Genomic DNA, 21,025 nt, shown 5'->3' on the forward strand with positions numbered 1-21,025 from the left:
CCGAAGAATGACGACGAGAGTCCGCCATGTACGAGCTGTCCCGGGTCCGCCTCTACTCCATCGGGCCCGCCGGTGCACGCTACGCCGACACCGTGCTTGACCTGCGGGGCGTGGGCGAGCCGGTGCCCGACCCTGCCCCGATGCAGGCGGAGTTCTTCGAGGAGGAGTCCGTCGGCCCACCGCGCCGGCCCGCTCCGGCCGGCGTGCTCTTCCTGGAGAACGGCGGCGGCAAGTCGGTCCTGCTCAAGCTGATCTTCTCGGTGATGCTGCCCGGTCACCGCAACACCCTCGGCGGCGCCAGCTCCGGCGTGCTGCGCAAGTTCCTGCTCGCCGACGACTGCGGACACGTGGCACTGGAGTGGCAGCACACCCTCACCGGCGAGTGCGTGGTCGTCGGCAAGGTCAGCGAATGGCGCGGGCGGCAGGTCTCCAACGACCCCCGGAAGTTCGCCGAGGCCTGGTACTCCTTCCGTCCCGGTCCCGGACTGAGCCTCGACAACCTCCCCGTCGCCGAGTCCACGGCCGTACGTCCGCCCGTTGAGGGCGCCTCCGGCGCGCAGGGCCGCCGCCGCACGATGAAGGGCTTCCGCGACGCCATCACTGAGGCCGGTAAGGCGTACCCGCACCTGGAGGTGCACTGGGAGGAGATCCACGACCGCTGGATCGAGCACCTCGGCGACCTCGGCCTCGACCCCGAACTCTTCCGCTACCAGCGGGAGATGAACGCCGACGAGGGCGAGGCGGCCGGTCTCTTCGCGGTGAAGAAGGACTCCGACTTCACCGACCTGCTGCTGCGCGCGGTCACCGACACCCGTGACACCGACGGGCTCGCCGACCTGGTCGGCGGCTTCGGCAACAAACTGGGCCGACGGGCCGAGCTGATCGCCGAGCGGGACTTCACCGCCGGGTCGGTCGATCTCCTCGGCCGGATCGTCGAGGCCGCACAGGCCCGCTCTCACGCGCGTGACATCCACGCGGGAGCCGAGCGCCGTACGCGCACGCTCGCGCGCCGGCTGTCCGCGCGGGGCGTACGGGAGCGGGTGCGCGCCGCCGACCTCGCCCAGCGGGTCACGGCCGCCGCGTACGCCGTCACGCACTCCGAAGGCGCGCGGGAGCGCAGCGCGCTGATCGCCGCCGAACTCGCCTACCGGCACGCCTCGTTGGCGCTGGCCTCCGGAGAGAAGGCCGCCGCCGCGCAGAAGCGCGAGCTGGCCGACGCGCGCACGCTGCACTCCGCCTGGCAGGCCGCCGAGGCCGTGCTGCGCCACCGTGCCGCCGCCGACCGGGTCGCCCGCGTGGCCGCGGCCATCCAGGAGGCCGAGCGGGACGCGGCGCCCGCGCTCGCCGCCCGGGCCAAGGCCGCCGTGGATCTCGTACGAGCCCTGCACGCGGCCGCCGAGAGCGCCGAGACCCTCGCCAACGAGGGGGAGGAGCGCTCCGCCGCCCTCCAGGAGGTCGGCGAGTCCGCGTACCGCGACTCGACCGCCGCCGCCACGGAGGCACAGCGCGCCCGCAGCGAGGCCGGACATCTGCGCCAGCGCCTGACCGAGGTCGAGCAGGAGACCGCCGAGGCGGTGCGGGCGGGCTGGCTCGACGACAGCGCGCCCGACGCCGACCCGGCCCGCGCCGCCCTCGCGGCCAGCGACGCCGAGAAGACGGCCGTCGCCGCCTGGGACACGGTCCGCGAGGCCGCCCGGAAGGCGACGGAGCACGCGCGCGAAGCGGCTTCCGCGGAGGCCCGCGCGGAGCTGACGGCGGCCCGGGCCGCGGACGCGGCGACGGCGGCGGAGCGGACGTACGAGGCGGAGCGCCGCCTCGCCGAGGCACTGGCGGAGGAGGAACGGCTGGGCGAGCTACTGAGCCTGCCGGGAGCCTTCGGCGCCGCGCGCGCCGGGGTGCCCGGCCCGCGGACCGGAGCCGATGGCGGCACGGCGCGGGGCGGGGGCGCGGCGACCGGCTCGTCCCCCGAGGCCGACGGCTCGCGTGCCACCCACGACCTCGCCGAAGGCCCCATGGCCCCGGAGGACCTGGACCGCTTCGCGGATGAACTGCGCGAACTCCTCGACGACACCGTCTCCTCCGCCGAACGCCAGCTCTTCGACCTGCGCACCGCCGCGGCGGACGACGCCCGGATCCTCGGCGCGCTCGGTGACGGCGGACTGCTGCCTCCCGGCCCGGACGTGCTGGCCACCGTCGAGTTCCTGGGCGAGCACGGCATCCCCGCGCTGCCCGGCTGGCGCTATCTCGCCCAGGCCGTCGACCCGGCCGACCACGCGCGCGTGCTCGCCGCCCGTCCGGAGCTGGTCGACGGCGTGATCATCACCGACCCGGACACGCACGCGCGTGCCCGCGAGGCGCTCGGCGAGGCGGCTTTGCTGCCGCGCTCCGCCGTGGCCGTGGGCACGGCGGCCGCCCTGTTGGCTCCCACCCCGGCCGCCGACTCGTCCGCCGGCGACGTGTTCCTGGTGCCGCCGAACCCGGCCATGCACGACGAGCACGCCGCCGACGAGGAGCGGCAGGCGCTGCGCGCGCGGGCGACCGAGCGGGACGAGGAGATCCGGACGCTGGCCGCCCGGCTCGGCAAGGACCGGGAGCTGGCGGCCCGTCTGGCCTCCTGGCGTACGGGCTGTCCGGCCGGGCGGCTCGTGGAGCTGGCGGAGGCCGCGCGCATCTCGCGCGCGTTCGCCGAGGAGTCCGAGGCCGAACTGGCCGAGGCGCGGACCGTACGGGCCGAGGCCGACGAGGCCGCCGCCGAGGCGGCGCACGCGCGCGACGAGCGGCAGGAGGCCGCCCAGAAGGCACGGCGGGCCGCCGACGCCCTCGCCGGACTCGCCTTCCGGCTCCGCGAGCGCTCCGGCTGGCAGGTCCGACTGCGCGAACTCGCCGACGAGGCCACCGAGTCCGAGGCCCGCGCCCAGATCTGCCTGGAGCGGGCCCGCGCCGCCGACGAGGACCGACGTGCCGCTCAGCGCGCCGCCGACGACGCCCGGCGCACCGCCCGTGCGCTGCGCGCCGAGCGCTCCGAGATCGCCGGCGCCCCCGACGACGTTCCCCAGGACGACTCGGACGGGCCCAAGGCCCCCCTGCCCGCGCTCCGTGAGGCCTACCGGGCCGCCTCCCAGGTGTACGAGAAGGTCGGCGTCGGTGCCGACCTGCGCGCCGAACAGGCCCGCGCCGAGAGCGACGAGAGTGCGGCCCACGCCGAGCTGGACCGGCTCAGCAACAAGGTGCGGACCCGCGCCGAGCAGCTGCTTCAGTCGCCCGACGGATCCGACGGCCCCTCCCGGCAGGCCGCCGCCGCGCGCGCGGAGGAGCTGGTGCAGCTCCTGGAGACCCGTATGTCGACCGCGAGCGAGCAGCTCGGACGGCTGCGCGGCGAGTCCGAGCGGCATGCCCCGGAGGACGGCGAGGCACACACCGAACTGCCCGAGGAACTGCTCCCGCGCGACGCCGAGCACGCACAGGCGTTGCTGCGCACCGCCACCGCCGAACTCACCTCCCGCACCGAGGCGTTGACCCAGGCACGCGAGGCGCACGCCGAACTGCTGGAGGCCCACCGGGCCGCCGAGGACGCGGCAGGCGGCTTCGACGAGATCGCCGCGATGCTCCGCGACCTGCTGCGCGAGCACACCGTGGAGGAGGAGCAGGAAGAACCGGAGCCGTACCCCGGCAGCCTGGAGGAGGCCCGCCGGTCGGCCGCCGAGGCCCGCCGCTCGCTGCGCGGCTGCGCCGCCGACCTGTCCGCCGCCGAGTCCTCCGTGCGCGAGGCGAGCGACGTCCTGGTCCGGCACGCCAACTCCACCCGCTACGAGCAGGTCCGCACCCCCGCCCGTCAGCAGATCCGCGAGCTGCCGGCCTCCGCGCTGCCCGAGCACGCCCAGAAGTGGGCGGACGCCTTCGCACCCCGGCTCCGCGTCCTCACGGACGAGCTGGCGCAGCTGGAGCGCAACAGGGACTCGATCGTGGACCGGCTGCGGGGGCTCGTGGAGTCGGCCCTCGCCACCCTGCGGTCCGCGCAGCGGCTGTCCCGGCTGCCCGAGGGGCTGGGCGAGTGGTCCGGTCAGGAGTTCCTGCGCATCCGCTTCGAGGAGCCCGACCAGGCGACGCTCACCGAGCGGCTGGGCGAGGTCATCGACGAGGCGACGCGCGCGGCGGTGAAGAAGAACTCCGACCTGCGGCGCGACGGCATGTCCCTGCTGCTGCGCGGTGTCGCCGCGGCACTCCAGCCCAAGGGGATCGCGGTCGAGATCCTCAAGCCCGACGCCGTGCTGCGCGCCGAGCGCGTCCCCGTCGGCCAGATGGGCGACGTGTTCTCCGGAGGCCAGCTGCTCACCGCCGCCATCGCCCTGTACTGCACGATGGCCGCGCTCAGGAGCAACGACCGGGGCCGGGACAAGCACCGTCACGCCGGCACGCTGTTCCTGGACAACCCGATCGGACGAGCCAACGCCACGTATCTGCTGGAGCTCCAGCGAGCTGTGTCGGACGCACTCGGTGTCCAGCTCCTCTACACCACAGGCCTGTTCGACACGACCGCACTGGCCGAGTTCCCGCTGGTCATCCGACTGCGCAACGACGCCGACCTGCGCGCCGGTCTCAAATACATCAGCGTGGAGGAACACCTCCGCCCGGGACTGCCGCAGCCGCCCCAGGCGGAGGAGGCGGTACACAGCGAGATCACGGCGACACGCATGTTCAAACGCCCGGCATCTGCAACCCCTGAGCGTTGAACTCCCTTTACTTTCAGGTAAGTTCAGATTCGACCAGTTGTCCGAAGAGAGGAACGCCGCCTTGCGCACGTCCAACCGTCGTCTGACGACCCTCCTCGGTATGGCCGCGGCCTCCGCGTCGGCGCTCGTCCTGGGTACCGCCCCGGCACAGGCCGCCGGCAGCGTCTTCGAGGCGTACAACTCCCTCACCTCGCCGAGCGCGAAGACCGAGTTCGCCCAGGACGGCGAGATCCTCACCGCCCTCGACATGAAGAAGGACGGCCACGGCACTGCCGCCCAGTGGCGCTACAACTCGAGCTCGCCCACCCACTCGTACTACAACGGCAACGGCTACGCCGTCCCCAAGAACTGGGACCTGTCCTTCGCGGAGGGCACCACCCTGCAGATCCGCGCCTGCCTGCAGGACACGTCCAACGGCACGCCGTACAGCTGTGGCGGCTGGGAGTACGCCAAGGCCTGATCCTCCGAGGACGGCGAAGGGGGCGGGTCCTCGGGCTCGCCCCCTTCGCGTCGACCTCGGCTGCTCCCTCAGGGGTGCGACAACTGCCCGGTGCCGCCCCGGCGCCTTATCCGCTCCCGCTCCCGCTCGTCGGCCCGTGCCTGCCGCCGGGCGGTGCGCCGCTCACGCCGCAGCGAGCGTGCTGTGCTGCTCGGCTCCGACACCACGCCGTTGCGCTGGTTCCACACCTGGCGGGTCACCCAGATGTCGACCACGCCCCAGGTGGCGACCACGGTGCTGGCCACGCTGCTGATCACCATCGGGAACGCCAGCCAGGACCCGGCCATCGTGCACAGGAACGCCACCATGGCCTGAATCAGTGTCACGGCGATGATGAGCACCGCGCGCACGGCCGACGTCCGCACCGGGTCGGGCATCCGGCGCCGCCGCGCCGGTTCCTCTATCCACAACGGCCGATAGAGCGGCTGTGGCTGTGCCTCGGCAAACTCCGCGGCGCGCCGCTGCGACGGAATGTCGCGATCCGGTGCCTTCGGCCCCCGCCGCGCCGTCGAGCGCGCCTTCACACCGTCCTCGGGCGCCTCGCGCCGCTCCGCCGTGCCCATCAACGTGTCACTCCCCACCGCCGGCAGACCGCTCGCTCCGGTGTTCCAAAACACCGGCTCCTCAGTGGCTGCCCGGCTTGCGCTGTTTTACGCCGCCGAGTTGCGTGATGCGGCTCCTGTGGCCGATTCCGCACCCATCTCCCGTAGATATGGACGCACGACATGCCGAGAAGATTCCCAACTGGGGAAAAATTCCGGCCAACCGGGCCGCCGATTCTGCCTGGTTGGCTGCTGACGCAGCGGACGGATTCGGGGTGGCAATCTCCCGCAATGCCCGGACAACTCGCCATGTCCCGTCGATGATGCGGAGGATCTGCTTCCGGACGCGTCTTCGAGTTGGCAGCGTGACGGTAGTAGGCTCGCGCCGTTTGTTGACGCACATGTGTACCCCCACACCGGAGGGGGGCGAGCTGGGGGAGGACATGCGCTTTCGCGGGAAGTCGATCCGCCGGAAGATCGTGGCGCTGCTTCTCGTGCCGCTGGTGTCCCTGACCGCCATCTGGGGCTTCGCGACGGTACTCACGGGACGGGAAGCCACTCAGCTGTTCCGCGTCTCCGACATCATGGAACGCATCGGCTATCCCACCGAGGACACCACCCGTGTCCTGCAGCAGGAACGCCGCCAGACCCTGGTCTACCTCGCCGACCCCCGGGCCTCCGACGCCCTCCTGGCCCTGCGCCGCACCCGGACGGCCACCGACAAGGCCATCGCCAAGATCCGGAAGAACGCCAAGGACTCCGACGTCCGTGGAGCCATGGACGGCGACGACAGCGATCGCGTCACCGCCGTCCTCGACGGCCTCGACAGCATCGACTCCCTCAGGCGCGGCGTCGAGGAGGGCACGGTCACCCGCGCCCAGGCCCTCGACCGCTACAACCGGATCGTCGACCCATGCTTCTCCCTCCTGGCGAACCTCGACGGCATCGACGACGTCGAGATGGACAAGGAGGCCCGCGCCCTCGTCAACATCACCCGCGCCCGTGAACTCCTCTCCCGCGAGGACGCGTTGCTCGGCTCCGCCCTGGTGGTCGGAAAACTTTCCCGCGACGAGACCCGCAGCATCTCCGACCTCGTCGCCCAGCGCACCCTGCTGTACGACATCAGCCTGCCGCTGCTTCCCGCCGCCGAGCGCGACCGCTACGAGCGCTTCTGGAAGAACGCCACCACCGCCCCGCTGCGTGTGGCCGAGCAGGAGTCCATCGCCGCCAAGTCCGGTACACCGCGCGGCGTCAGTGCCCAGACCTGGGACAGCACCGCGGGCAACGTGCTCGACGAACTGCGCAACCTCGACGACCAGGCCGGCGACCGCTACCAGAGCCGCACCCGTCCCGTGGCCGTGGGCGTGATCGCCAAGGCGCTCGTCGCCGGGCTCCTCGGCCTGATCGCTCTCCTGCTCTCCGTCGTCCTGTCCGTCCGCGTCGGCCGCGGTCTCGTCAAGGACCTGCGGCAGCTGCGCCTGGACGCACACGAGGCGTCCGGTGTCCGGCTGCCCAGCGTGATGCGCCGGCTCTCCGCGGGCGAACAGGTCGACATCGAGACCGAGGTTCCCCGCCTGGAGTACGACAAGAACGAGATCGGCGAGGTCGGCCAGGCCCTCAACACCCTCCAGCGCGCCGCCGTGGAGGCCGCCGTCAAACAGGCCGAACTGCGCTCCGGCGTCTCCGAGGTCTTCGTCAACCTCGCCCGTCGCAGCCAGGTGCTGCTGCACAAGCAGCTCACCCTGCTCGACACGATGGAGCGCAGGACCGAGGACACCGACGAACTCGCCGACCTCTTCCGCCTCGACCACCTCACCACCCGTATGCGCCGGCACGCCGAGGGTCTGGTGATCCTCTCCGGCGCCGCCCCGTCGCGGCAGTGGCGCAAGCCCGTACAGCTGATGGACGTCGTCCGCGCCGCCGTCGCCGAGGTCGAGGACTACGAGCGCATCGAGGTCCGCCGGCTGCCGCGGATCGCCGTCACCGGCCCGGCCGTCGCCGACATCACCCACCTGGTGGCCGAACTCCTGGAGAACGCGACGGTGTTCTCCCCGCCGCACACCGCCGTCCAGGTGCTCGGCGAGCGGGTCGCCAACGGCTTCACCCTCGAAATCCACGACCGGGGCCTCGGCATGGCCGCCGAAGCGCTGCTGGACGCCAACCTCCGGCTCGCCGAGACGCCCGAGTTCGAACTCTCCGACACCGACCGGCTCGGGCTCTTCGTGGTCAGCCGCCTCGCCCAGCGCCAGAACGTCCGCGTCTCGCTGCAGCCGTCCCCCTACGGGGGCACCACGGCGGTCGTCTTCATCCCCGACGTGCTGCTCACCGACGACGTTCCGGACACCAACGGCATCGGCTTCCGCCTCGACCGGGACCGGCCCTCGAAGGAGGCCGAACTGGAGCAGAGCCGCGTCGGCGCACTGGCCCAGGTACCTGTCCAGCTGCCCGGCGTGCCGTCCTCGCTCCTGGACGGGCCGGTGGAGCTGGAGGCGCCCGTCGACCTCGATGCCCTCGACGACTTCCCGGGCGCCCTCGGTGACGAGGACAGCGAACGCGGCGGGATCTTCCGGCCCCGTCGCTCCATCGCCCGCACGGACGACGACGCCGCGGCCCGTCTGGGTGAGCGCCATCACCGGCCCTCCGATGCCACGGACCGGTTCGCGACCGACGACAGCCCGAGCGGCCCCGTGCCGCTGCCCCGGCGCCGGACGCCCAAGCTGGTGAGCTCGCACGGCAAGCCCGTCACCGACCAGCGCTCCCGCCGCGAAGAAGCGGCCGAGGAGGCCCCGACGGGTCCGCGCCGCTCCGAGCCGGAGGGCCTGGCACCGCTGCCGTCCCGCCGCCGCGGCGAGGCATCCCCGCGCCCCGCGGCCGCACTCACCGACCGCGTGGGACCCCCGGCCGACCGCGTGGGACCCCCGGCCGCCGGCCACGGCGAACCGTCCGAGCCTCCCGCGCTGCCCCGCAGGACCCGGCCTCCCGCGATCGCCCCAGGCGGCCCGGGCGACACCACCGCCCCCACGGGCAACACACCCCAGGGCACCGAACCCGGCACGGGAGCACTGCCCAAGCGCGTACGGCAGGCCAACCTGGCCCCGCAGCTGCGACGCGAGCCCGAACAGCGGACCGGCCGGGAGACCGACCCTGCCGAGCGCGACGCCGACGAGGTACGCAGCCGCATGGCCTCGCTCCAGCGCGGCTGGCAGCGCGGCCGCAAGGAGAACGCCGCGGGCGACGGGGCCCGGAACGGCACAGCACCAGGAACCACTAAGGGGGACGGTCGATGACCGCACCGAAGGCGACCGACCACAGCGCGACGCACCGGATGGAGCTCAACTGGCTCCTCGACGAGCTCGTCGACCGGGTCGCCAGCATCCGCAAGGCCGTCGTGCTCTCCGGCGACGGCCTGGCCACGGGCGTGTCCAAGGACCTGACGAGGGAGGACAGCGAGCACCTGGCCGCCGTCGCCTCCGGATTCCACAGTCTCGCCAAGGGCGTGGGCCGCCATTTCGAGGCGGGCAACGTGCGGCAGACCGTCGTCGAGCTCGACGAGGCCTTCCTGTTCGTGACGGCCGCCGGCGACGGCAGCTGCCTCGCCGTCCTCTCGGACGCGGAGTCCGACGTCGGCCAGGTCGCCTACGAGATGACACTGCTGGTCAAGCGGGTCGGTGTGCATCTGGGCACCGCTCCGCGCACCGATCTGCCCGCCGGTGGGTAGTGGGATGACATGAGCGGAGAGGGTCAGGGAAGAAGCCACTGGTTCGACGACGAGGCCGGACCGGTCGTCCGCCCGTACGCCATGACACGCGGCCGCACGACCAGTGCGGCCCAGCACCGCCTCGACCTGATCGCGGTGGTCGTCACCGAACCCCATGCGGACGACCCGGAAGCGGACCGGACACTGTCCCCGGAACACGTGGACATCGTCGAGCTCTGCCGCAACGCCCCGCAGTCCGTCGCCGAGCTCTCCGCCGAACTCGATCTGCCGGTCGGAGTGGTGCGGGTGCTCGTCGGAGACCTCGTCCACGGGGAACTCGTCCATGTGACGCGTCCCGTACCGCCGGCCGAGCTGCCGGACGAGAGTATTCTGCGCGACGTGATCAACGGCCTCCGGGCGCTGTAGCGGGCGCGGAAGCGGAGTAGTGACGTGACAGGCTGGCAGTTCTGGGTCGACCGAGGCGGCACCTTCACCGACATCGTCGCGCGCCGCCCGGACGGCCGGCTGCTCACCAGCAAACTGCTGTCCGACAATCCGGCCCGGTACGCCGACGCGGCCGTCGCCGGAGTGCGCGCGCTGCTCGACGGCTCCCACGAGCCCGTCGAGGCCGTCCGCATGGGTACGACGGTCGCCACCAACGCGCTGCTGGAACGCAAGGGCGAGCGCACCCTCCTCGTCATCACCCGCGGCTTCCGCGACGCCCTGCGCATCGCCTACCAGAACCGCCCCCGCATCTTCGCCCGCCGCATCGAACTGCCGGAGCTGCTCTACGAGCGGGTCGTCGAGGTCGACGAGCGGATCGCCGCCGACGGCACCGTCCTGCGCGCACCCGACCTGGACGCTCTGGCGGGCCCGCTGCGGCAGGCGTACGACGACGGAATCCACGCCGTCGCGATCGTCTGCATGCACAGTCATCTGCACCCCGGCCACGAACGGGCGATCGGCGACCTCGCCGCCCGCACGGGCTTCCCGCAGATCTCGCTGTCCAGCGAGGTCAGCCCGCTGATGAAACTCGTCCCGCGCGGGGACACCGCCGTCGTCGACGCCTACCTGTCGCCCGTGCTGCGCCGGTACGTCCAGCACGTCGCCGACGAACTCCAGGGCGTGCGGCTGATGTTCATGCAGTCCAACGGCGGGCTCGCGGAAGCCGGACAGTTCCGCGGCAAGGACGCCATCCTGTCCGGGCCCGCCGGTGGCATCGTCGGCATGGCCCGCATGTCGCAGCTCGCCGGATTCGACCGCGTCATCGGCTTCGACATGGGCGGCACCTCCACCGACGTGTCGCACTTCGCGGGAGAGTACGAACGCGTCTTCACCACGCAGATCGCCGGCGTCCGGCTGCGCGCCCCCATGCTGGACATCCACACTGTGGCCGCCGGAGGCGGCTCCGTCCTGCACTTCGACGGCTCCCGCTACCGCGTGGGCCCGGACTCGGCGGGCGCGGACCCGGGCCCCGCCTGCTACCGCGGCGGCGGCCCGCTCGCCGTCACCGACGCCAACGTCATGCTCGGCCGCATCCAGCCCGGCCACTTTCCCAAGGTGTTCGGCCCCGACGGCGACCAGCCGCTGGACGACGCGCTCGTCCGCGACCGCTTCACCGCCCTCGCGAACGAGATCCGCGAGCGGACCGGGGACGACCGCACCCCGGAGCAGGTCGCCGAGGGCTACCTGCAGATCGCCGTCGCGAACATCGCCAACGCCGTGAAGCGGATCTCCGTCCAGAAGGGCCACGACGTCACCCGCTACGCCCTCACCACCTTCGGTGGTGCGGGCGGTCAGCACGCGTGCATGGTCGCCGACTCCCTCGGCATCCGCACCGTCCTCGTGCCTCCCATGGCTGGTGTCCTCTCCGCGCTCGGCATCGGCCTCGCCGACACCACGGCCATGCGCGAGCAGTCCGTCGAGGCCCCCCTGGAGGCGGCCGCCATGCCGGGCGTTGGCAAGACGGCCGACGACCTGGAGGCCGCGGCCCGCGCCGAACTCCTCGCCGAGGACATCCCCGAGGACCGCATCAGGGTCACCCGTCGTGCCCAGCTCCGCTACGACGGCACGGACACCACCCTCACCGTCGAGCTGACCGAGCCCGACCCCATGAGCCACGCCTTCGAAGAACGTCATCGCGCCACGTACTCCTTCACGCTCGACCGCCCGATCGTCGTCGAAGCCCTCTCCGTGGAAGCCACCGGCATCACCGAACCCCCCGATCTGTCCGCCCTCGCCACCTACGAAGGCCGCACCGCCCCGTCCGGGACCGTCCGGCTCCACACCGGCGGCGCCTGGCGCGACGTCCCCCTCCAGCGCCGCGAGGACCTGCCCCCCGGCGAAAGCGTCACCGGCCCCGCGATCATCACCGAGGCCGGCGCCACGACCGTCGTCGACGACGGCTGGCGGGCCGTGACCACCGACGACGGGCATCTGGTCATGGAACGAGCGGCGATTACGCAGAGTTCCGATCTCGACACAAAAGCCGATCCCGTTCTCCTCGAGGTCTTCAACAACCTGTTCATGTCCATCGCCGAACAGATGGGCGCCCGGCTGGAGTCCACGGCCCAGTCCGTCAACATCAAGGAACGCCTGGACTTCTCCTGCGCCCTGTTCGACCCGGACGGGAACCTGGTGGCCAACGCGCCCCACATCCCCGTCCACCTGGGCTCGATGGGCACCAGCGTCAAGGAGGTCATCCGGCGCCGCGGCGACTCGATGCGGCCGGGCGACACCTACGCCGTGAACGACCCCTACCACGGCGGCACCCACCTGCCCGACGTCACCGTCATCACGCCGGTGTTCGACACGGAGGGTGACCGGATCCTCTTCTACGTCGCCTCCCGCGGCCACCACGCCGAGATCGGCGGCATCGCCCCCGGCTCCATGCCCGCCGACAGCCGCACCATCGAGGAGGAGGGCATCCTCTTCGACAACTGGCTGCTCGCCGAGAACGGCCGCTTCCGCGAGGCCGAGACCCTCCGCCTGCTGACCGAGGCGCCGTACCCCTCCCGCAATCCGAAGACCAACCTCGCCGACCTGCGCGCCCAGATCGCCGCCAACCGCAAGGGGGTCGACGAGGTCGCCCGCATGATCGAGGACTTCGGCCTCGACGTCGTCCAGGCCTATATGCGGCACGTCCAGGACAACGCGGAGGAAGCGGTGCGCCGCGTCATCGACGCCCTGGACGACGGCGAGTACGCCTATGAGACCGACTCCGGCGCCGTCATCCGGGTACGCGTGCGCGTGGACCGCGACAACCGCCGCGCCACGATCGACTTCACGGGTACGGCCGCGCAGCTCGGCACCAACTTCAACGCGCCCTTCTCGGTCGTCAACGCGGCGGTCCTGTACGTCTTCCGCACACTCGTCGCCGACGACATCCCGCTCAACGACGGCTGTCTGCGCCCCCTGGAGATCATCGTGCCGCCCGGCTCGATGCTCGCGCCCGAGCCGCCCGCCGCCGTCGTCGCGGGCAACGTCGAGACCTCGCAGGCCATCACCGGCGCGCTCTACGCGGCGCTCGGCGTCCAGGCGGAGGGGTCCGGGACCATGAACAACGTCACCTTCGGCAACGAACGCCACCAGTACTACGAGACCGTCGCCTCCGGATCCGGCGCGGGAGACGGCTTCGCCGGCGCCAGCGTCGTCCAGACCCATATGACCAACTCGCGGCTCACCGACCCGGAAGTCCTGGAGTGGCGGCTGCCCGTGCAACTCGACGAGTTCGCGGTCCGGCGGGGGAGCGGCGGCGCGGGACGGTGGGCTGGCGGGGACGGCGCGGTGCGCCGCATCCGGTTCCACGAGCCCATGACCGTCTCCACGCTGTCCCAGCACCGCCGGGTCCCGCCGTACGGCATGGCGGGCGGCGATCCCGGCGGGCTCGGTGCCAACCGGGTGGAGCGGGCCGACGGCACGGTGACCGAACTCGGCGGAAGCGACTCGGCCGACGTCGGCCCGGACGACGTACTCGTCATCGAAACCCCGGGCGGCGGCGGCTACGGCCGGCCGTCACCCGACCCCCATCAAGCAGGAGAAGAGATCGATGATCTTCGGGCGTTCTGAGCGTGGCAAGCCCCCGGTCGAGCCCGTCACGCTCAAGATCCTGGTGGCCGGCGGCTTCGGCGTGGGCAAGACCACCCTCGTGGGCGCGGTCAGCGAGATCAGGCCGCTGCGCACCGAGGAACGGCTCACCGAGGCCGGGCGCCCGGTCGACGACACCAGCGGTGTCGAGGGCAAGCACACCACGACCGTGGCCATGGACTTCGGCCGCATCACGCTGCGCGAGGACCTGGTGCTGTACCTCTTCGGCACGCCCGGGCAGGAGCGGTTCTGGTTCATGTGGGACGAGCTGTCCGAGGGCGCGCTGGGTGCCGTCGTACTCGCCGACACCCGGCGCCTGGAGGACTGTTTCGCGGCCGTGGACTACTTCGAGCGGCGCTCCATACCCTTCCTCGTCGGTGTCAACTGCTTCGAGGGAGCCCCCCGGTATCCGGCCGAGGACGTCCGCCAGGCCCTCGACCTCGACGACGACGTGCCCCTGGTGCTGTGCGACGCCCGCGGCCGAGAGTCGGTCAAGGAGGTGCTCATCGGAGTCGTCCAGCACGCGATGGCTTACGGGGCGGACCGCCGCCAGACGGTCACCACCTGACGCACGGGCACGGCCCGCACCCCCGCCGACCGGGGTACGGGCCGTGGTCCTTTGCGATCCCTACTGGCCGTCGCCGTCCTCCAGCCAGCCGAAACTCTTCTCCACGGCCTTGCGCCAGTTGTGGTACTCGCGGTCACGCACCGACGCCTCCATGGAGGGCGTCCACTCCACGTCCTTCTGCCAGTGCGACTTCAGTTCGTCGAGGTCGTTCCACACACCGGTTGCGAGGCCGGCCGCGTACGCGGCGCCCAGACAGGTCGTCTCGGAGACCTTGGGCCGGATCACCGGCACGCCGAGCACATCGGCCTGGTGCTGCATGAGCAGGTTGTTCTTCGTCATGCCGCCGTCGACCTTCAGGGTGGTGATGTGCACGCCGGAGTCCTGGAACATGGCGTCCACGACCTCGCGCGTCTGCCAGCTCGTCGCCTCCAGCACCGCGCGCGCGAGATGTGCCTTCGTGACGTACCGGGTCAGGCCGGTGACGACCCCGCGCGCGTCCGAGCGCCAGTAGGGCGCGAACAGGCCCGAGAAGGCGGGCACGATGTAGGCGCCGCCGTTGTCCTCGACGCTCGCCGCCAGCGGCTCGATCTCGTCGGCGGTACGGATGATTCCGAGCTGGTCGCGGAACCACTGGACCAGCGCGCCCGTGATCGCGATGGACCCCTCCAGGCAGTAGACCGGTGCCTCGCTGCCGATCTTGTAGCCCATCGTCGTCAGCAGACCGCTCTTCGAGGGCACGGGCCGGTTGCCGGTGTTGAGCAGCAGGAAGCTGCCGGTGCCATAGGTGTTCTTGGCCGTTCCGACGTCGTAGCAGGCCTGCCCGAACACGGCCGCCTGCTGGTCGCCGAGAGCGGACGCGACGGGAACACCGGCGAGTTGGCCGACGGCGGTGCCGTACACCTCCGCCGAGGACCTGATCTCGGGCAGGACGGCCTCGGGCACGTTCATCGCGGTCAGGATGGACGCGTCCCACTGGAGGGTCTCCAGGTTCATCAGCATGGTGCGACCCGCGTTCGTCACATCGGTGACGTGCCGGCCGCCGTCGGTGCCCCCGGTGAGGTTCCAGATCAGCCAGGAGTCGATGGTCCCGAAGGCGATCTCGCCGCGCTCGGCACGATCCCTGAGCCCCGGCACGCTGTCCAGCAGCCAGGCGGCCTTGGGCCCGGAGAAGTAGCTGGCCAGCGGCAGTCCGGTCTGCTCACGGAAGCGGTCCTGGCCGTCCTTGCCGCCGAGTTGGTTGCACAGGGCGGCGGTGCGGGTGTCCTGCCAGACGATCGCGTTGTGCACGGGCTTGCCCGTGGCGCGGTCCCACAGGACCGTCGTCTCGCGCTGGTTGGTGATGCCGAGCGCGCTGAGCTGGTCGGCGCGCAGCCCTGCCTTGGCGAGCGCACCGGCCACGACGGCCTGCACCTTGGACCAGATCTCGGTGGCGTCGTGCTCCACCCAGCCCGGCTTGGGGAAGATCTGGCGGTGTTCACGCTGGTCGACGGCGACGATCGCGCCGCCGTGGTCGAAGATGATGCAGCGGCTCGAGGTGGTGCCCTGGTCAATTGCGGCAACGTACTTCTCGACGGTGTCCGTCATGGCTACCCCTTGGTCGCTGGGTCAGAAGGCTGCGTTGTAGATGAGGCCCGCGAGCGCTCCGCCGATCAGTGGGCCGACGACCGGGACCCAGGCGTAACCCCAGTCGGACGTCCCCTTGTTGGGGATCGGCAGGAAGGTGTGCACGATGCGCGGGCCGAGGTCGCGCGTCGGGTTGATGGCATAGCCGGTGGGCCCGCCGAGGGAGAGCCCGATGCCGACGACGAGCAGCGAGACGATGAGCACGGTGGTGCCGGACTCGCCGAGTCCCTTGGTCAGCCCGAACGCGAGGATCGGCAGGACCAGCGACATCGTCGCGATGATCTCCGTGATGAGGTTGGCGACGGGATTCCGGATCTCCGGGATGGTGGAGAAGATGCCGAGTGTCGGAGTCGGTTCCTCCGAGGATCCCTCCTTGTGGACGTTCGCCTGGAACTGGGCGAGGTAGACCAGATAGGCCAGCACGGCGCCGAGCATCGCGCCGATGAGCTGGCCCAGCAGATACACCCAGACCTTGTCCCACTTGCCGGTGTCCACGGCGATACCGATGGTGACGGCGGGGTTGAGGTGCCCGCCGGACAGGGGAGCGGCGGTGTACGCGCCCGCCAGCACACCGAATCCCCAGCCGAACGCGATCACGACCCACCCCGAGGCACGTGCCTTGGAGTATCTGAGGGTGACGGCGGCACAGACCCCGGCACCGAAGAGGATCAGGATGGCGGTACCGATGATCTCGCCGACGAATATGTCTCCATTGCTCATGGCGGCTCCTAGACGCTGGCCGGGCCGACCCCGGTGGTCCGAGCTGGAACGGCTCCCTTGGCGACTTCAGCCGAAAGCGAGGAGGTCCCGCGCCCCGCCCGGCGTCCGTGACGAGCGTGCCGTCGCGGTCGAATCGCCAGCGGGGGAACGGACCATGGCTCAGGAGCGGCCCGCGGCGCAGTGCCTGATAACGCCGAGAATGTACGGCGATGTCGACCGACACCGGGAAGTGTTCACCGGCGTCTTCAGAGCGTCAAGGTCGTGGACGGCAACGATGACAGCCGCTCGCCCGGGCACCGTGGACCCTCAACGCACGTGCAGGGGCGGCCGTTCGGCCCCGTGTCCCCCGGTCGACGGGGGCACGCCGGGGCGGCCGGTCAGCCGAGGCGCTCCACGGTCACGTACCCGGTCTGGGCGGCCCTCACCCCCGTACCCCGCCGTATTTCGTGCCCGGGCAGTCCCGCTCTTCCCAGCACCCAACTGGCCCCGCTCAGCGCCTTCGCGGCCTTCTTCAGCGGCGCCAGACACGCGGCGGCCTGCCGGTGGTCGGCGACGCTGCCCGGCAGACACACGACGGTGGCGAGGGACAGTGTGACGGGACGGCCGCCCGCCGACCAGGGTGCGTCGAGCACGGCGGAGACCACCGGATCCAGCCCGTCCTCGTCGGCGAGCACCAGGAAGTCGTCCCCGCCGATGTGTCCCACACGCGTGGCCCCGGACGCCGCGTGCTGCAGGGCCCGCGCCACCGCCCGGATCAGCTCGTCGCCCGCGGCGAACCCCGCTCCGTCGTTGACCTGTTTGAAGTGGTCGATGTCCAGCCAGCTCAGCGCGCAGGTCCGGCCGCCCGCGAGCCACCGGTCCACCTCACCGGTGATCGCGTCCGAACCGGGCAGCCGGGTCAGCGGATTGAGCCCGGCCGCCTCCTCGACCCGGCTCTCGGCCAGCGCCCGTACGAGATCCGCGAGCCGTACGACGCCCACGCACCGCCCCTGACGGTCGACGACCGCCACATCGTCCGAGGTACGGTCCCGGCCGCCGACCGCCACCACGTCGAGCACCTCCCAGGCGGTGGCGTCCACGCCGACGGTGCGCGGCGCGTCCCCGAGTTTCGCGGCGGGCCGGTCGGCGTACAGGGCGTGCCCGTAGCGGCCCGACATCGACAGCAGGAACCGGGAGCGGTGCACCGACCGGACCGGCGCCCCGGCCCGGTCCACGAGCAGCACCCCGGACACGTCCGGCGAGCCGGTCAGCAGCGCACGCACCTGACCCGCCGACGCGGTGACGGGCAGAAGCGCGGCGGGCCGCACGAAGTCCAGCACCGAGGGGCCCGGCCGTGGCAGGGCCGCGGCGCTCGGGAACCGGGGCGGAACGTATACGTCCGACGCGGGGATCCGGGCCGGTGGTGCGAACAGCTCGCCCTGCGCCAGCTGCGCGCCCGCCGACAGCGCCGCCCCGCACTGCAATTCGGTCTCCACGCCCTCGACCGCGACCAGGGCGCCGAGCTGCTCGCACAGCGTCCGCATCGCCCGCACGGCGGCCGGCCGGGTCAGCAAGGAGGCATCCAGTTTGACCAGGTCGGGGGCCAGATCGGTGAGCAGCCGCAGGGGTACGTCCCCGTCCCCGATGCCGTCCGCGCTGATCCGGAACCCCTGGCCGCGCAGTGTGGCCACCGCCTCAAGCAGAGCCCGTTGGGGCACGTGCGTGTAGGGCGGGACGATGTCGAGCGTCACCTCCCACGGCATGCGCCCGGCCTCGCGCACGGCCTCGTACAGCCGGGTGAGGCCGCCGAGGTCGGCGAGCGTGGCTGCGAACACGTTGACGTGCAACGGAAGCAGCGTCTGCTTGCGAGCTGCCGCACGGAGGGCCAACACGGCCAGACCGCCGTCGAGTTCGGGGTCGCGACGGGCCTCGGCCAGGATGTCGCCGGTCTCCGGGCGGGCGAGTATCTCCAATGCGGCGATCCCCCCGGTCGTCAGATTGACCACCGGCTGGAAGGCGAAGCGGAGAGTGTCCGTCCAGGAGTACACGGCAGCATGATTGCGCCGCCGGGGCACGCCCAGGCCCAGTTCATGAGACGTTCACGCAGCATTCCGGGTCGATCACACAGCGTAGGGTTGTCGCGCGACCCGCCCGTCACATGGCTCCCGGCATCCCCGGTCAGCGCACCGCGATCACCGAGGAGCCGTGCCCGAACAGCCCCTGGTTGGCCGTGATGCCCACGCGTGCTCCGGCGACCTGCCGGTCGCCCGCGGCGTTTCTCAACTGCCAGGTCAGCTCGCAGACCTGGGCGAGCGCCTGGGCCGGCACCGCCTCTCCGAAGGAAGCGAGCCCGCCGCTGGTGTTCACGGGTATGCGCCCGGCCAGGGCCGTCGCGCCCTCCCGCAGCAGCTTCGCGCCCTCGCCCTCGGCGCACAGCCCCAGATCCTCGTACCACTGCAGCTCCAGGGCGGTGGACAGGTCGTAGACCTCGGCCAGGGACAGGTCCTCGGGGCCGATGCCCGCCTCCTCGTAGGCGGCCCGTGCGATCGACGCCCGGAACGTGTCCTCGGGCGGCTCCACCGCCGCGGCCGAGTCCGTGGCGATGTCCGGCAGGTCCAGCACCGTACTGGGATACCGCGGCGTGACCGTGGACACCGCCCTGATCCGCACGGGTCGGTCGACGCCGTGCCGTCGGGCGAAATCCAGACTGGACAGCACCAGTGCCGCGCCGCCGTCGGAGGTCGCGCAGATGTCGAGCAGCCGCAACGGATCGGCGACCACGGCCGAGGCGGCGACCTCCTCGGCCGTGACCCGCTTGCGGTAGCGCGCACACGGGTTCAGCGCCCCCAGGGCGGCGTTCTTCACCTTGACCAGGGCGAAGTCCTCCGGGGTGTCGCCGTGCACCGCCATCCGCCGTCGCGCGTACAGCCCGAAGTACGCCGGGTTCGTCGCCCCCAGCAGCCGGAAACGCAGCCAGTCCGGATCATCGGGCCGATCGCCGCCGGCAGGCCGGAAGAAGCCCTTGGGCGCGGCGTCCGCCCCGACCACCAGCACCGTGTCCGCCAGGCCGGCGAGGATCTGCGCCCGAGCCGCGGCGACCGCCTGTGCCCCGGACGCGCAGGCCGCGTACACGCTCGTGACCCGGGCTCCCTGCCAGCCCAGGGCCTTTGCGAAGGTCGCGCCCGCGACGTGGCCCGGATATCCGCCACGCACCGTGTCCGCGCCCACGATCGAGCCGATGTCCTGCCACCTCAGGCCCGCGTCCGCCAGCGCGGCGCGCGCCGCCGCCGTCCCGTACTCGACGAAGCCGCGCCCCCACTTGCCCCAGGGGTGCATGCCCACACCGAGCACCGCCACGTCCACTGTCATGCCGTCACCCCCGTCGGCCGCCACTGCCAGGTCGTCCAGGTCGTCTCCGCGTCCTCGTGAAGCGCTCCGGGGACGACCTCCACCTCCATGCCCACCGTCAGATCGGCGACGGTGACGCCCGGAACCGCCTGCCCCAGCACCACGATCCGCTCGGACTCCAGCTCCACCGCGATCAACGCGTACGGCTCCCACGGAAGTTCCGGATCGCTCACATAGGGTGACGGAGGCCGGTACCGGCTGTCCGTGTACGACCAGATCCGTCCCCGGCGCGACAGGGGCACCTCCTCCAGGTCGCCGCCGGCACACACCGGATTGCGGCAGTGGATGTCCTCGCGCGGGAAGAAGACCGAGGTACAGGCCGAACACCGCGTGCCGAGAAGCCGGAACGCGTCCCCTTCGCCGGTGAACCAGCCGGAGACCGCGGGCGTGCGTGTGCGCGTCAAAGCCCCTCCAGAACGCCGAATCTGACGGAACGTCAGAAGTGTGCCACGGGCAACCGTGAATCGGCAGGCCGCGCGGGCGAACCGGATGCCCGCTTCCGGCGTCGTGGTATCGGGAGGGGCGGGCGGGGCCGACGGGGGTGGTTCCGGCCGCCCCTCCTGTTCCGTTCGTTTCAGCACCTGTCGGCGAGCGGAAGACGCCGTTCCTGCGATCGGATACAGTCCGCGCGTGTCCGAAATTCAGCACCCAACCGCCAACTCCGCTCAAGGCTCGCACTGTTCGAGCTGCGGAGCGCCCTACGGAGACGGAGTCTCCGGCTGGCCCCGCACCTGTCCGGCCTGCGGGACCATCGCCTATCGCAACCCTCTGCCGGTCGCGATCGCACTTCAGCCCGTGTACGACACGAAGGGCACCGCCCTGGTCGTCATCACCCGCACCATCGCTCCCGCGCGCGGGAGCACCGCACTGCCCGGTGGCTACATCGACGACCGCGAGGACTGGCGGCAGGCAGTCGTCCGCGAACTCAAGGAGGAAACGGGCATCGACGCCGTGAGCCGCGACGTGCGGCTCGTCGACGCGATGAGCTCACCCGACGGGCACCTGCTGCTCTTCGGGCTCCTTCCGGAACGACCGGCCGAGGGACTCCCCGCCTCCCACGCGACCGACGAGACCGAGGGCTGGCATCTGCTGCGCAGGCCGGAGGAACTCGCCTTTCCGCTGCACACGCTGGCCGCGCGGGCATGGTTCGAGGGCCGGTACTGAACCCGGCGC

Annotated in this window: 14 protein-coding genes; 8 read left to right on the top strand and 6 right to left on the bottom strand. The window is 71.9% G+C overall.

Annotated elements, in window-relative coordinates:
* Positions 1-26 precede the first annotated feature (26 nt).
* Positions 27-4,730 carry a hypothetical protein gene (locus AB0I54_RS17900; protein WP_363296921.1) on the top strand — a complete coding sequence of 1,568 codons (4,704 nt, stop codon included), beginning with the start codon at positions 27-29 and terminating at the stop codon, positions 4,728-4,730.
* 61 nt (positions 4,731-4,791) lie between these two features.
* Positions 4,792-5,190, top strand: coding sequence for a hypothetical protein (locus AB0I54_RS17905; protein WP_363296922.1), 399 nt, complete (start codon positions 4,792-4,794; stop codon positions 5,188-5,190).
* 68 nt (positions 5,191-5,258) lie between these two features.
* Here the strand turns inward: AB0I54_RS17905 and AB0I54_RS17910 are convergent, their stop codons facing one another.
* The gene (locus AB0I54_RS17910) at positions 5,259-5,792 is read right to left on the bottom strand and encodes a hypothetical protein (protein WP_363296923.1); all 534 of its coding nucleotides are present in this window, start codon (positions 5,790-5,792) and stop codon (positions 5,259-5,261) included.
* A 422-nt stretch (positions 5,793-6,214) separates the two neighbouring features.
* On the opposite strand from AB0I54_RS17910, the gene AB0I54_RS17915 reads away from it, so the two are divergent.
* From AB0I54_RS17915 to AB0I54_RS17935, 5 genes are read left to right on the top strand one after another with little or no spacing between them, the layout of a single operon-like run.
* Positions 6,215-9,058, top strand: coding sequence for a nitrate- and nitrite sensing domain-containing protein (locus tag AB0I54_RS17915; RefSeq protein ID WP_363296924.1), 2,844 nt, complete (start codon positions 6,215-6,217; stop codon positions 9,056-9,058).
* Entirely contained in the window at positions 9,055-9,489 is a 435-nt protein-coding gene (locus AB0I54_RS17920; protein WP_263206435.1) for a roadblock/LC7 domain-containing protein, read from the top strand. The genes AB0I54_RS17915 and AB0I54_RS17920 overlap by 4 nt, the downstream gene beginning before the upstream one ends.
* Before the next feature lie 9 nt (positions 9,490-9,498).
* Complete coding sequence (locus tag AB0I54_RS17925; RefSeq protein WP_363296925.1) at positions 9,499-9,894, top strand: DUF742 domain-containing protein; 396 nt, start codon at positions 9,499-9,501, stop codon at positions 9,892-9,894.
* A gap of 24 nt (positions 9,895-9,918) precedes the next feature.
* Complete coding sequence (locus AB0I54_RS17930; RefSeq protein WP_363296926.1) at positions 9,919-13,536, top strand: hydantoinase B/oxoprolinase family protein; 3,618 nt, start codon at positions 9,919-9,921, stop codon at positions 13,534-13,536.
* A complete protein-coding gene (locus tag AB0I54_RS17935) occupies positions 13,517-14,122 on the top strand; it encodes an ATP/GTP-binding protein (protein WP_363296927.1) in 606 nt (201 codons plus the stop codon). Before AB0I54_RS17930 ends, AB0I54_RS17935 begins: the two co-directional genes overlap by 20 nt.
* Positions 14,123-14,182: 60 nt before the next feature.
* Here the strand turns inward: AB0I54_RS17935 and glpK are convergent, their stop codons facing one another.
* From glpK to AB0I54_RS17960, 5 genes are all read right to left on the bottom strand, one after another.
* Positions 14,183-15,706: a glycerol kinase GlpK gene (gene glpK / locus AB0I54_RS17940; RefSeq protein ID WP_363296928.1), complete on the bottom strand. Its 1,524-nt coding sequence runs from the start codon at positions 15,704-15,706 to the stop codon at positions 14,183-14,185.
* 21 nt (positions 15,707-15,727) lie between these two features.
* Entirely contained in the window at positions 15,728-16,465 is a 738-nt protein-coding gene (locus AB0I54_RS17945; protein ID WP_363296929.1) for an MIP/aquaporin family protein, read from the bottom strand.
* A gap of 377 nt (positions 16,466-16,842) precedes the next feature.
* Entirely contained in the window at positions 16,843-18,492 is a 1,650-nt protein-coding gene (locus tag AB0I54_RS17950; RefSeq protein ID WP_363296930.1) for a GGDEF domain-containing protein, read from the bottom strand.
* A 130-nt stretch (positions 18,493-18,622) separates the two neighbouring features.
* Entirely contained in the window at positions 18,623-19,813 is a 1,191-nt protein-coding gene (locus AB0I54_RS17955) for a lipid-transfer protein (protein WP_363296931.1), read from the bottom strand.
* Positions 19,810-20,256: a zinc ribbon domain-containing protein gene (locus AB0I54_RS17960; RefSeq protein WP_363296932.1), complete on the bottom strand. Its 447-nt coding sequence runs from the start codon at positions 20,254-20,256 to the stop codon at positions 19,810-19,812. Before AB0I54_RS17960 ends, AB0I54_RS17955 begins: the two co-directional genes overlap by 4 nt.
* 226 nt (positions 20,257-20,482) lie before the next feature.
* Here AB0I54_RS17960 and AB0I54_RS17965 point away from each other — a divergent pair, with 226 nt between their 5' ends.
* Positions 20,483-21,016: an NUDIX domain-containing protein gene (locus AB0I54_RS17965; protein WP_363296933.1), complete on the top strand. Its 534-nt coding sequence runs from the start codon at positions 20,483-20,485 to the stop codon at positions 21,014-21,016.
* Positions 21,017-21,025: the final 9 nt, after the last annotated feature.

Source organism: Streptomyces sp. NPDC050625, from assembly GCF_040654755.1.
In the GTDB taxonomy this organism is placed as follows: domain Bacteria; phylum Actinomycetota; class Actinomycetes; order Streptomycetales; family Streptomycetaceae; genus Streptomyces.